Source organism: Aquabacterium sp., assembly GCF_049274795.1.
In the GTDB taxonomy this organism is placed as follows: Bacteria; Pseudomonadota; Gammaproteobacteria; order Burkholderiales; family Burkholderiaceae_C; genus Aquabacterium.
Genome location: NZ_JBASTH010000099.1, coordinates 20,328 through 33,077 on the forward strand (window position 1 = coordinate 20,328; position 12,750 = coordinate 33,077).

11 protein-coding genes are annotated in these 12,750 nt (G+C 66.4%); 7 read left to right on the top strand and 4 right to left on the bottom strand.

Annotation, left to right across the window (positions count from 1 at the left end):
- Positions 1–41: 41 nt before the first annotated feature.
- Positions 42–311 carry a 30S ribosomal protein S15 gene (gene rpsO, locus WAQ08_RS16590; RefSeq protein WP_422193041.1) on the bottom strand — a complete coding sequence of 90 codons (270 nt, stop codon included), beginning with the start codon at positions 309–311 and terminating at the stop codon, positions 42–44.
- 905 nt (positions 312–1,216) lie between these two features.
- Entirely contained in the window at positions 1,217–2,326 is a 1,110-nt protein-coding gene (gene tsaD, locus WAQ08_RS16595) for a tRNA (adenosine(37)-N6)-threonylcarbamoyltransferase complex transferase subunit TsaD (protein ID WP_422193042.1), read from the bottom strand.
- Between the two features lie 55 nt (positions 2,327–2,381).
- Between tsaD and WAQ08_RS16600 the strand changes: the two genes are divergently transcribed.
- The 4 genes from WAQ08_RS16600 (at position 2,382) to WAQ08_RS16615 (ending at position 6,533) form a co-directional block, all read left to right on the top strand.
- Positions 2,382–3,011 (top strand): ANTAR domain-containing response regulator, encoded by a 630-nt coding sequence (locus WAQ08_RS16600; protein ID WP_422193044.1) that lies wholly within the window; start codon positions 2,382–2,384, stop codon positions 3,009–3,011.
- Between the two features lie 307 nt (positions 3,012–3,318).
- Positions 3,319–4,542 carry a CmpA/NrtA family ABC transporter substrate-binding protein gene (locus WAQ08_RS16605; RefSeq protein ID WP_422193046.1) on the top strand — a complete coding sequence of 408 codons (1,224 nt, stop codon included), beginning with the start codon at positions 3,319–3,321 and terminating at the stop codon, positions 4,540–4,542.
- Between the two features lie 225 nt (positions 4,543–4,767).
- Positions 4,768–5,709, top strand: a complete 942-nt coding sequence (ntrB, locus tag WAQ08_RS16610) for a nitrate ABC transporter permease (RefSeq protein WP_422193048.1) — start codon at positions 4,768–4,770, stop codon at positions 5,707–5,709.
- Between the two features lie 23 nt (positions 5,710–5,732).
- Positions 5,733–6,533: an ABC transporter ATP-binding protein gene (locus WAQ08_RS16615; protein ID WP_422193049.1), complete on the top strand. Its 801-nt coding sequence runs from the start codon at positions 5,733–5,735 to the stop codon at positions 6,531–6,533.
- Between the two features lie 180 nt (positions 6,534–6,713).
- Here the strand turns inward: WAQ08_RS16615 and lgt are convergent, their stop codons facing one another.
- A complete protein-coding gene (gene lgt / locus WAQ08_RS16620; protein ID WP_422193051.1) occupies positions 6,714–7,547 on the bottom strand; it encodes a prolipoprotein diacylglyceryl transferase in 834 nt (277 codons plus the stop codon).
- A 50-nt stretch (positions 7,548–7,597) separates the two neighbouring features.
- Here lgt and WAQ08_RS16625 point away from each other — a divergent pair, with 50 nt between their 5' ends.
- Positions 7,598–8,866 (top strand): putative Na+/H+ antiporter, encoded by a 1,269-nt coding sequence (locus WAQ08_RS16625; protein WP_422193053.1) that lies wholly within the window; start codon positions 7,598–7,600, stop codon positions 8,864–8,866.
- A gap of 149 nt (positions 8,867–9,015) precedes the next feature.
- Here WAQ08_RS16625 and WAQ08_RS16630 read toward each other — a convergent pair whose 3' ends face one another.
- Complete coding sequence (locus WAQ08_RS16630) at positions 9,016–9,525, bottom strand: MarR family winged helix-turn-helix transcriptional regulator (RefSeq protein WP_422193054.1); 510 nt, start codon at positions 9,523–9,525, stop codon at positions 9,016–9,018.
- Between the two features lie 62 nt (positions 9,526–9,587).
- Between WAQ08_RS16630 and WAQ08_RS16635 the strand changes: the two genes are divergently transcribed.
- Together WAQ08_RS16635 and ilvD are read left to right on the top strand one after the other, a co-directional pair.
- Positions 9,588–11,021, top strand: a complete 1,434-nt coding sequence (locus tag WAQ08_RS16635) for a chloride channel protein (RefSeq protein ID WP_422193056.1) — start codon at positions 9,588–9,590, stop codon at positions 11,019–11,021.
- Positions 11,018–12,745 (top strand): dihydroxy-acid dehydratase, encoded by a 1,728-nt coding sequence (gene ilvD, locus WAQ08_RS16640; protein WP_422193058.1) that lies wholly within the window; start codon positions 11,018–11,020, stop codon positions 12,743–12,745. Before WAQ08_RS16635 ends, ilvD begins: the two co-directional genes overlap by 4 nt.
- Positions 12,746–12,750: the final 5 nt, after the last annotated feature.

The window sequence follows — 12,750 nt, forward strand, 5'->3', positions numbered from 1 at the left end:
GCTGGGAAGAACCAGACAGGCTTTTTGTCGTCATGCGGTGCTTACTTGCGCAGGCCCAGCTTCTGGATCAGGGCCACGTAGCGGTCAGCATCCTTGGACTTGAGATAGTCGAGCAGCTTGCGACGACGGCTGACCATGCGCAGCAGACCGCGACGACCGTGGTGGTCCTTCTTGTGGGTCTTGAAGTGCGGGGTCAGTTCGTTGATGCGAGCGGTCAGCAGGGCCACTTGCACTTCGGGGGATCCGGTGTCGTTGGCGGCACGGGCGTTCGACTTGACGATCTCAGCCTTGTTGAGGTCTGCGACGGACATGGTGTGTTTCCTAAACAGCATGTGCAGAGCCTTGGCAACCCTGTCTGGCCATGAAAACGGCCGGGCGCTTCGGTTTCTGCGTTGAACTTGCGGCACCAGGTGAAACCGACCCGGGCCGTGCGAAATGCCGCACTTTGCGGTACGGCAAGCTCGCCAGTGTAGCAGAAACCCGCCCTTCTGCGAAATCAGGGGCGGCTGGGGTGGGGCTGGGCGGTCTTTCGCCCTGTAGGTGCTCTCTGAAGCTATGCCCTTCTTCATTCGAGGAGGCTGGCGCTTTTTCGGGGCAGCGCGGGGCGCGGGATGTGGGGGCCGCCGGCAGGGCTTCTTTGTTGGCGGTCACGCCAAGGGCGTGACTCCCCTGTGCTGCTCACGGCGAGGTGGGGCCGCATAACTCACTCCGCGGCCGAAGGCCGCTGCGTTCAAACAGATGCGGCCAGTCAGATGACGAAGCATGTGCTACGCACATGCCCACCTCGCCGCTCCGCTGCTCGGCGCCAACAAGGCGCCCTGCCGGCGGCCCCCACATCCCTGTTTCGCCCCGCTGGTGGCGTGCGCAGAAGGTCCGTGCGTATGACGGCCTGCGCGCCCAAGCCGCCGAGGACAACACCCTCCGCATGCGGAGAGCGGGGCACCAAAGGGCTGAGCCGGCATCCGGCCGGGCGCCTTGTTGGCGTCGCAGGCGCGCAGGCAGGGACAGGTCTGCCCCTGGCCTATGGCCAGGGGATGGCGAGCATGTTTGAGGCCCGCAGGGCCGAGTTGCGCAGCCACCCGTCCCGTACGAGCACCGGAGAGCAGTCCTGCCGCAGGCAGGACCGACAACATTGAAGCCCGGCCGGATGCCGGCTCAGACCCCGCCCCGCGCTGCCACCCGAAGCGCCCTGCCCCATGCAGGCAAAAAAACAAACTCAGGCAGCCGACAAATCCCACCGCGGCTTCACATCGAACACAGGCTCCCGCGTCGGCTCAGCCAACCCGGATTGCAGCCGCATCGCCGCCGCCAAAGCAATCATCGCCCCGTTGTCCGTGCACAAATGCATCTCCGGGTAGTGCACCCGGATGCCGCGCCGGGCACAAGCCTGGTCCAGTTGCTCGCGCAGCAACCGATTGGCCCCTACCCCGCCCGCCACCACCACCCGCTTCAAGCCCGTGGCCTTCAGCGCCGCCAGCGATTTCTTCACCAGCACCTCGACGATCGCCGATTGCGCCGACGCCGCCAGATCCGCCAGCACCACACGGTTTTCAGCCGCAGCCAGCCCCGCCACGTCGTCCAGCAGGTTCAGCCGCACCAGATGCGTGCGAACCGCCGTCTTCAAGCCCGCGAACGAGAAATCCAGGTTGCCGCTGTGCAGCATGGGTCTAGGCAGCTCGAAGGCATCGGCACGGCCCTCGGTGGCCAACTTCGACAGATGCGGCCCGCCGGGATACGGCAAGCCCATCAGCTTGGCAGATTTGTCGAACGCCTCACCGGCCGCATCGTCCACAGTCTCCCCCAGCAGCTCATAGCGGCCCACGCCATCGACGCGCATCAACTGGGTGTGCCCGCCCGACACCAGCAGCGCCACGAAGGGAAACTCGGGCGGATCGGCCGACAGGAACGGCGACAGCAGATGGCCTTCGAGGTGGTGCACGCCCAGCAGGGGCTTGCCCAGCGCCACGCCCATCGCACAGGCCACGCCTGCACCCACCAGCAGTGCCCCCGCCAGCCCCGGCCCCCGTGTGTAGGCGATCAGGTCTACATCAGGCAGCGCATGCCCCGATTCGGCCAGCACCTGCCGCGCCAGCGGCACAACACGGCGGATGTGATCGCGCGAGGCCAGCTCGGGCACCACGCCACCATAGGCCTGGTGCATGTCGATCTGGCTGTGCAGCGCGTGTGCGAGCAGGCGCGCGGGGCCTTGCGGCGGCAGCGCCACCAGCGCCACGCCGGTTTCGTCGCAAGAAGATTCGATGCCCAGCACGAGCTGATCGGCCGCATCGGCCCCCTGCCCCCCGGGAATGTGGGTAACAACTGACATCCCGCCAGTGTAGGCGGATGCGCCAACGGGCGTACTTGTTGCATGATGCCACCCCATGAGCATTGCGAAAGACCTGCGGCTGGTGATCGTCCTGCCCGTGCACTTGTCCTTCGAGCCCGACGACGACGAGGCGGCCGAGGTCGAGCGCTCGCGGATCCTGCGCATGGCTCTGCTGGAGGCCGGCTACAACGTGGTCGCCACCCTGCCCGGCGACCACTTCCTGCCCGACCGCATCGCGCAGATACAGCCCGACATGATCGTGGTGGATGCCGAGTCGCAAGGCCGCGACATTCTGGAGCACGTGGTGATGGCTACGCGCGACGAACGCCGCCCCATCGTGCTCTTCTCGGATGATGAAGACACCAGCCACGTGCGCCGCGCGATTGCGGCCGGCGTGTCGGCCTATGTGGCCTCGGGCGTGCCGTCTGAGCGCATCAAGCCGGTGATCGACGTGGCCATGGCCCGTTTCGAGCAAGAGGAAAAACTGCGCCGCGAACTGGCCGATGCCAAGAGCCAGCTGGAAGAGCGCAAGGTGGTCGATCGCGCCAAGGGCCTGCTGATGTCACGCCAAGGCCTGAGCGAGCAGGAGGCCTATGCCCGCCTGCGCAAGGCCGCGATGGACAAAGGCATCAAGCTGGCCGAAGTGGCCCAGCGCCTGATCGACGCTGCCGATCTGCTGGGCTGATCGACAACGGCGCACGGCTGATCAACAACGGATCGCCACCGCACGCCCAAGCGGCATCACCGCACCACATCGGCGCAAAAAAACCTGCGAGAGGCCCGCGAAAGGCTGGCACAGCGATTGCATAAATGCCTGCACGCAGGGTCAACGGCGACTCTGCCTCGCGTTGGGGCCCGATGTAGGGAAACCCAAGCTTCCGACAAAGGTGTCATCGATGGAGCAACCGTGCATGCACGGCGGATCCACCGAGACACCTTTTTTGTTTTTCGCAAACAGGAACGCTTGCCACATGAACTCGCAGGATCTGAAAATGACCCGCCGCACCGTCTTGAAAACCGCAGCCGCCGCCAGTGCCGTCGGCGCTGTGCCCGGACTCCAGTCCGCTGTCTGGGCCGCAGGCTCCGACAAGCCCGAGCTGGAAGAAGTCAAGATCGGTTTCATCCCGCTGACCGACTGCGCCTCCGTCGTGATGGCCTCGGTGCTGGGCTTCGACAAGAAGTACGGCGTCAAGATCATCCCGACCAAGGAAGCCTCCTGGGCCGGTGTGCGCGACAAGCTGGTGAACGGCGACCTGCACATGGCCCACGTGCTGTACGGCCTGATCTACGGCGTGCAGCTGGGCATCGGGGGCCCCAAGAAGGACATGGCCGTGCTGATGAGCCTGAACAACAACGGCCAGGCCATCACGCTCTCAAAAGCCCTGGCCGACAAGAAGGCCGTGGATGGCCCTTCGCTGGCCAAGCTGATGGCCACCGAAAAGCGCGAATACACCTTCGCGCAGACCTTCCCCACCGGCACGCACGCCATGTGGCTGTACTACTGGCTGGCCACCTACGGCATCAACCCGATGAAGGATGCCAAGGTCATCACCGTGCCCCCGCCGCAGATGGTGGCCAACATGCGCGTGGGCAACATGGACGGCTACTGCGTGGGCGAGCCCTGGGGCCACCGCGCCATCATGGACGGCATCGGCATCACCGCCGTCACCACCCAGGACATCTGGCAGGACCACCCCGAAAAGGTGCTGGGCGCCACGGACGAGTTCGTCAAGAAGTACCCTAACACCGCCCGCGCCGTGATCATGGCGATCCTGGAAGCCAGCAAGTGGATCGACGCCGGCCTGCAGAACAAGCTGAAGATGGCCGAGACGATCTCTGCCAAGTCCTATGTGAACACGGGTGTGGACGCCATCAACCAGCGCATCCTGGGCCGCTACCAGAACGGCCTGGGCAAGACCTGGGACGATCCCAACCACATGAAGTTCTTCAATGACGGCAAGGTCAACTTCCCGTACCTGAGCGATGGCATGTGGTTCCTGACCCAGCACAAGCGCTGGGGCCTGCTGAAAGACCACCCGGATTACCTGGGCGTGGCCAAGCAGGTCAACAAGGTCGATCTGTACAAGCAGGCGGCCAGCGCCATGGGCGTGCCCATCCCCAAGGATGTGATGCGCACCAGCAAGATGATCGACGGTACCGTATGGGACGGCAAGGATCCCAAGAAGTACGCCGACAGCTTCAAGATCAAGGCCTGATCGCGAAGCACCCCGCTTGTGCATCCTGCCCGATTCGACGTTTTCGCTTCAAAGACCTACTGAGTCCCGCTGAGACCCGGCCCCGGGGCGCCCACGAAGGCACCGGACACGATCCAGGTCATCCACACCGATGGATGGCCCCGATGGCCAACTATTTGCAGACATCGAATCGGGCAGGCCTTGCGCTTGGCCCGCCCGCCCCTTGACCCCTCACAGGAGTCCGCCATGGTCAGTGCCGTCTTCCACAGCCCCCTCGATGCCAGCGATGCCCACAAGGCTTCCCGCGCGCCCGCCACGACGTCTTCCAGCAGCCCCATGACATCCGCCGCCCTCGCCCCCACATCGGCCACCCCGGCAGCGCCTGCCGTCAAGCCCGCCGCGCCGCCCAAGGCCCCCATCGACTGGGGCGCGCTGGCGTTCAAGACCCTCTCGCCCGTGGCCGGCCTGGCCCTGCTCGTGGGCATCTGGGCGCTGCTGACGATGAACAGCACGACCTTCCCCACGCCGGCCGCCACCTGGCAGGCCGCCGTGGCGCTGTTCTCCGACCCGTTCTACAGCAACGGCCCCAATGACCAGGGCATCGGCTGGAACATCCTGTTCTCGCTCAAGCGCGTAGCCATGGGCTTCGGCCTGGCCGCGCTGGTGGGCATCCCGCTGGGCTTCATCATCGGGCGCTCCAAGGTGATCGGCAGCATGCTCAACCCGATCATCAGCCTGCTGCGCCCCGTGTCGCCGCTGGCCTGGCTGCCCATTGGCCTCTTGGTGTTCAAGTCGGCTGACCCGGCCGCGATCTGGACGATCTTCATCTGCTCGATCTGGCCGATGATCATCAACACCGCCGTGGGCGTGCAGCGCGTGCCGGACGACTACCTCAACGTTGCCAAGGTGCTGAACCTGAGCGAGTGGAAGGTCGTCACCAAGATCCTGTTCCCCTCCGTGCTGCCCTACATGCTGACCGGCGTGCGCCTGTCGGTGGGCACGGCCTGGCTGGTGATCGTGGCCGCCGAGATGCTGACCGGCGGCGTGGGCATCGGCTTCTGGGTCTGGGACGAGTGGAACAACCTGAACGTGTCCCACATCATCATCGCCATCTTCGTGATCGGTGTGGTGGGCCTGCTGCTGGAAACGGCCCTGGTGTCCATCGCCAAGCGCTTCAGCTTCGAGTAACCATCATCCTGAAGGAGTTCGTCATGACCCGATTCATCGACATCCAGAACGCCGAGATGGTGTTCAACACCAAGAAGGGCCAGTTCCACGCCCTGCGCGACATCAACCTGGGCATCGACAAGGGCGAGTTCGTCGCCTTGATCGGCCACTCGGGCTGCGGCAAATCGACCCTGCTGAACCTGATCGCGGGCCTCTTGATGCCCAGCAGCGGCGGCCTGATCTGCGACAACAAGGAGATCGCCGGCCCCGGCCCCGAGCGGGGCATGGTGTTCCAGAACCACTCGCTGCTGCCCTGGCTGACCTGTTACCAGAACGTCTACCTGGCGGTGGAGCGTGTGTTCGGCGGCAAGGAGAGCAAGGAGCAGCTCAAAAAGCGCACCAATGACGCGCTGGAGCTGGTCAACATGGCGCACGCCACGCACAAGCGGCCCAACGAGATCTCCGGCGGCATGAAGCAGCGCGTGGGCATCGCCCGGGCGCTGGCGATGGAGCCCAAGGTGCTGCTGATGGACGAGCCCTTCGGCGCGCTCGATGCCCTGACCCGCGCCCACCTGCAGGACGAACTGCTCAAGATCGTGGCCCGCACGCAGAGCACCGTGGTGATGGTGACCCACGACGTGGACGAGGCCGTGCTGCTGTCCGACCGCATCGTGATGATGACCAATGGCCCGGCCGCCACCATCGGCGAGATCCTGGACGTGCCACTGGCCCGCCCGCGCAACCGCGTCGAGCTGGCCGAAGACCCGACCTACATGCACTGCCGCAAGGCCGTGCTGGACTTTCTGTACACCCGCCACGGCGTGGGGCACAAGCAGGCGGCGTGACCGCTGGCGGCCGCCCCGGCCTCCCGTTGAAAGAAGCTGGCACAGCGCTTGCTTTTTAGACGTGGGCCCCCGATGTTCGCCAGACCGTCGGGGTCCTCCTCAGCGGGGGTCAGTGGGTCCGCGAAAACTCCACAGACCTCTTTACCGCCCTCGGGTTCACCCCCGAGGGCGTTTTTTTCGTCAGGACGGATGGCGGGCCGCGATGGCGTCGGACTGCCGCTGCCACACACCCTGGCGCGCCAGCACCAGGAAGAGCACGCCGGCACCAATCATGGGCACGCACAGCCACTGGCCCATGCTCATGTTCAGTGCCAGCAGCCCCAGGAAATCGTCCGGCTCTCGGAAGTACTCCGCGATGAAACGGAAGGCACCGTAGCCGATCAGGAACCATGCGGACACCGCCCCCAGCGCGCGCGGCCGGCGGCCATACCACCACAGGAAGGCGAACAGCAGCAGCCCCTCCATGCCGAACTGGTAAAGCTGCGAGGGGTGGCGGGGATCCGGGCCCGCGGCCGGAAACACCATGGCCCAAGGCAGGCTGGGATCGGCCAGTCGGCCCCACAGCTCGCCATTGATGAAGTTGCCGATGCGACCGGCAGCCAGGCCCACGGGCACACAGGGCGCCACGAGGTCAGCCACCTCGAAGAAATGCCGGCGCGTCTTCCAGGCGTACAGCGCCATGGCCGCGATCACGCCCAGCAGCCCACCGTGGAAGGACATGCCGCCCTGCCACACCGCGAAGATCTCGGCCGGATGGCTCAGAAAGTGGGCCGGCTTGTAGAACAGCACATAGCCCAGGCGCCCGCCCAGCACCACGCCCAGCACGCCGAAGAACAGCATGTCCTCGATCTGCTGGCGGTTCCAGCCGTTCTGCGCGAACGGCGCCTTGCGCGCCCGCCAGGTGGCCAGCAGGTAGAACGAGGCGAAGGCGACCAGGTAGGTCAGCCCGTACCAATGGATCTTGAGCGGGCCCAGTTCCAGGGCGATGGGATCGATGTGCGGGTGGATCAGCATGGGTGCGAACAATAACCGATGCCGCAAGGCCTGCTGATACGATCGCCCGGATGACCCCCACCACGATCCAGATCATTGGCGCCAGCTTGTTCGCCATCGCCTTGCTGCACACCTTCTCGACCAAGTTCTTCGACCGTCTGGCCGACAGCCGACCGGGCCACGCGGGCCTGTGGCACCTGCTGGCCGAAGTCGAGGTGGTGTTCGGCTTCTGGGCCATGGTGCTGGTGCTGGCCATGTTCGCGCTGGAAGGCAAGCCCGCCGCGGTCGAGTACCTGGAATCGCGCAACTTCACCGAGCCTTTGTTCGTCTTCGCCATCATGGTGGCGGCCGCGAGCAAGCCCATCCTGCAACTGGCCGGCTGGCTGGTGCGCGTGCTGGCAAAGCTGCTGCCCCTGCCCCCGGGCATCGCCTTCATGCTGGTGGTGCTGACGGTGGTGCCGCTGCTGGGCTCGTTCATCACCGAGCCCGCCGCGATGACCCTGGCGGCCCTGCTGCTGCGTGATCGCCTCTATGCCCACCCGGTGTCCGAGCGGCTCAAGTACGCCACGCTGGGCGTGCTGTTCGTCAACGTGTCGATCGGCGGCACGCTCACGCCCTATGCCGCACCGCCGGTGTTGATGGTCGCCGCGGCCTGGGGCTGGGATCTGCGCTTCATGTTCTTGAACTTCGGCGACAAGGCGGCCCTGGCCACCGTGATCAACGCCGTGGCGCTGGTGCTGATCTTCCGCCGTGAACTGCTGGCCCTGCCCGATCAGGTGCGCCTGGCGCAGACGGACAGCCAATCGCTGCCGCCCTGGCCTGTCACCGTGATCCACCTGCTGTTCCTGGTCGGGATCGTGGCCTTCGCCCACTACCCGGCCGTCTTCCTCGGCATCTTCCTGTTCTTCCTGGGCTTCACCGCCGCGTACGAGCGCTACCAGGATCGCCTGATCCTGCGCGAGGGCCTGCTCGTGGCCTTCTTCCTGGGCGGCCTGGTGGTACTGGGTGGCCAGCAGCGCTGGTGGCTGGAGCCCTTGCTGCTCAGCATGGACCACAACGCCGTGTTCTTCGGTGCCACGGCCCTCACGGCCATCACCGACAACGCGGCCCTGACCTACCTGGGCTCGCTGGTGCCCGGCCTGAGCGATGAGTTCAAGTACGCCCTGGTGGCCGGTGCCGTGACCGGTGGCGGCCTGACCATCATCGCCAATGCACCCAACCCCGCGGGCGCCTCGATCCTCAAGGGGCGCTTCAACGGCGAATCGATCAGCGTGGGTGGGCTGGCCCTGGCCGCGCTGCCGCCGACGCTGGTGGCCTTGCTGGCCTTCCGCCTGCTCTGAGCTGACCACTGATCGGCGTGGCCCAAAAAAGAACCCCGCACGCGGCGGGGTTCAGCAAGATCGCTTCCGGCTGCATGTCGCATCTTGCCCTGCGACAGCCCTCGCATTATATTTGACCAAATACAAGACCAGACAGCCCGTAGTGCCGATCAGAGCGGTGCCAGCGGCGTCTGCGCCGCTGCTGCATCGCCCCCCAGCACCTTGATGAGCCGTTCCAAATCGTTGTCGAGCCGTGCCAATGTGGCGTCGTCCAGCGCATTGAGCGCGTCGGGCAGCACCCCCGCGAACGGCGCGGGCGCCGCCGCCAGCACCGCCAGGCCCGCCTCGCTCACCGACAGGCACACGGCCCGCCGATCCTGGGCATCGCGGCTGGTGCTCAGCATCTGGCGCGACACCAACGCCTTGACCAGATTGCTGGCGGTGGACTGATGGATGTCCATGGCCTTGGCCAGCTCGCCCACCCCGATGCCGGGATTGGCCTGCACCACACTCAGCGCCCACACCTGGGCTCCGCCGATACCGGCCTGCTTCTCTACCTGTTGAAAATGGGTCTTGACCGCATTGAAGACCACCCGGAACTGCCGCAGCACCCGCGTGGCCGATGGTTTGATGGGCTCATGCGAGCCCGGTTCTGGCGAAGCGGCATCAAGGGGTGTCATGTGGGGACCTTCGTAGGTGGCGCGATTGTGCCGGATCTGCATGCGCCGTGGGAGGCTCTGACATGAGTGAACGCCCTATCCCGGAGGCCTTGCGCGAGGAACTGTCTGATTGGCGACGCTGGGCCGCCCGCGCTGTGGTGCTGGTGTTCGCGGCCCTGTCCGGCCTGAGCGTGGTGGCACTGACCTGGCTGGGCGAAGAAGCCCTGGAGTTGTTCTATGCCCTGCAGGAACGCGCGTGGTGGAGCCCTCTGCTGTGGACACCTCTGTGCACGGCCCTGGTGGTGTGGGCCGTTCGCCGGTGGTGCCCAGGCGCGGGCGGCTCCGGCATCCCGCAGGTGCTGGCCGCGATGGAGCCCGGCCAGTCGCCTCAGGAGCGGCGGCGCTTCGTGTCGCTGAGCATGTCGCTTGCCAAGATCCTGGGCACGGCAGGCTCGCTGGTGGCGGGCCTCACCGTCGGGCGGGAAGGCCCCTCGGTGCAAGTGGCAGCCGGGGTGATGCACCACGCCCGGCGCTGGCTGCCCGACCGCACCGCCATCAATGAGCATGGGCTGATGGTGGCCGGTGGCGCCGCCGGTGTCGCGGCTGCCTTCAACACCCCGCTGGGCGGCGTGATGTTCGCCATTGAAGAGCTCACGCGGCGCCCCGAGCAACGCTCCAGCGGCCTGCTGATGGCCGCCATCGTGCTGGCGGGCCTGATGGGCGTGTCGGTGTATGGCAACAACGCCTACTTCGGCGTGATCCAGGTGCCTTCGCTGTCGTGGTCATTGTTCCTGCCGGGGCTGCTGGTGGCCCTGCTCAGCGGGCTGGCGGGCGGCCTGTTCTCTCGCCTGCTGATCCGGTCGCTCACGGGTGTCAGCACCGACCGCTTCAGCCAATGGCGGCGACGCTTTCCGATCCGCTTCGCGGCCGGCTGCGGATTCTTCGTGGCCGTGATCGGCGTGGTCAGCCATGGCGCCACGCTGGGCAGCGGCTACCAACCCACGCGCCTGCTGCTGGAAGGGCACGACACCACCTCGGCGCTGTACGTGCCGCTGCGCTTCATCTCAAGCTGGCTGTCGGCCTGGAGCGGTGCGCCGGGTGGCATCTTCGCGCCTTGCCTGGCTATTGGCGCCGGCATCGGCAGCGATGTTGCCACCTGGACGGGCCACCCCGCCGCCACCGCCCTGATCGCCCTGGGCATGGTGGGCTTCCTGGCCGCGGCCACTCAGACGCCCATCACCGCCTTCATCATCGTGATGGAGATGGTCGACGGCCACACCATGGTGCTGAGCCTGATGGCCTGCGCGCTGCTCGCCAGCGGCGTGTCCCGCCTTCTGGGGCCTTCGCTCTATACCCAGCTGGCGGCGCACATGCTGGGCCTGCCCGGCGACGGGGCGGGCCACGGCGCGCCAACCACCTCAGGCTCTGGCCCATCCTCCGACCCAGCATCGGCCCAGCCCCCCGTGCCTGCGGCCGACCCGGTCAGCGACAAGGCATCCCCACCGGCGCCACAATGAGGGCCCGCCTGCCCGTGGCGCCACCCTTGAGCCAAACCATGAGCCTGAACCGCCGTTCCCGGAACATCACCGAAGGCGTGGCCCGCGCGCCCAACCGCTCCATGTACTACGGCATGGGCTACCAGCCGCAAGACTTCGCCAAACCCATGGTGGGCGTGGCCAACGGGCACTCCACCATCACGCCGTGCAACTCGGGCCTGCAGAAGCTGGCCGATGCCGCGGTGGAGGGTCTGAAGCAAGCCGGTGCGAACCCGCAGATCTTCGGCACGCCCACCATCTCCGATGGCATGGCCATGGGCACCGAGGGCATGAAGTACTCGCTGGTGTCCCGCGAAGTGATCGCCGATTGCGTCGAGACCTGCGTGGGCGGCCAGTGGATGGACGGCGTGCTGGTGATCGGCGGCTGCGACAAGAACATGCCCGGCGGCATGATGGGCATGCTGCGCGCCAACGTGCCGGCCATCTACGTGTACGGCGGCACCATCCTGCCCGGCCGCTACAAGGGACAGGATCTCAACATCGTGTCGGTGTTCGAGGCCGTGGGCCAGTTCTCGGCCGGCAAGATGTCGGAAGAAGATTTCTGCCAGATCGAGCGCCGCGCCATCCCGGGCAGCGGCTCATGCGGCGGCATGTACACGGCCAACACGATGTCATCGGCCTTCGAGGCCCTGGGGATGAGCCTGCCCTATTCATCCACCATGGCCAATGTGGAGGACGAGAAGGAGGCCAACACCCGCGAGAGCGCCCGCGTGCTGGTCGAGGCCATCCGCCGCGACCTCAAGCCGCGCGACATCGTCACCAAGGAAGCCATCGAGAACGCCGTGGCCGTGATCATGGCCACCGGCGGCTCCACCAACGCAGTGCTGCACTTCCTGGCCATCGCCCACGCCGCCGAAGTGGACTGGACCATCGACGATTTCGAGCGTGTACGCAAGAAGGTGCCGGTGATCTGCGATCTCAAGCCCTCCGGCCAGTACCTGGCCATCGACCTGCACCGCGCCGGCGGTATCCCGCAGGTGATGAAGGTGCTGCTCAAGGCCGGCCTGCTGCACGGCGACTGCATGACCATCACCGGCAAGACCGTGGCCGAGAACCTGGCCGACGTGCCAGACACCCCGCGCACCGACCAGGACGTGATCCACGACATCGGCCAGCCGCTGTACGACGAAGGCCACCTGGCCATCCTAAAGGGCAACCTGGCGCCCGAGGGCTGCGTGGCCAAGATCACGGGCCTGAAGAACCCGGTGATCACCGGCCCGGCCCGTGTGTTCGATGATGAGCAATCCGCCCTGGTGGCCATCATGGCCAATCAGATCAAGGCGGGCGATGTGATGGTGCTGCGCTATCTGGGCCCCAAGGGTGGCCCCGGCATGCCCGAAATGCTGGCGCCCACCGGCGCGCTGATCGGCCAGGGCCTGGGCGAGAGCGTGGGGCTGATCACCGATGGGCGGTTCTCAGGGGGCACCTGGGGCATGGTGGTCGGGCACGTGGCCCCGGAGGCTGCCGTGGGCGGCACGATCGCCTTGGTGCAGGAAGGGGACTCGATCACCATCGACGCCCACCAGCTGGTGCTGGCCCTGAACGTGCCAGATGATGAACTGGCCCGCCGTCGCGCCACCTGGAAGCCCCCCGCCCCCCGCTACACCCGGGGCGTGCTGGCCAAGTTCGCGTTCAACGCTTCCAGCGCCAGCTCGGGTGCCGTGCTGGACAGGATCGAGCGCTGACGCAG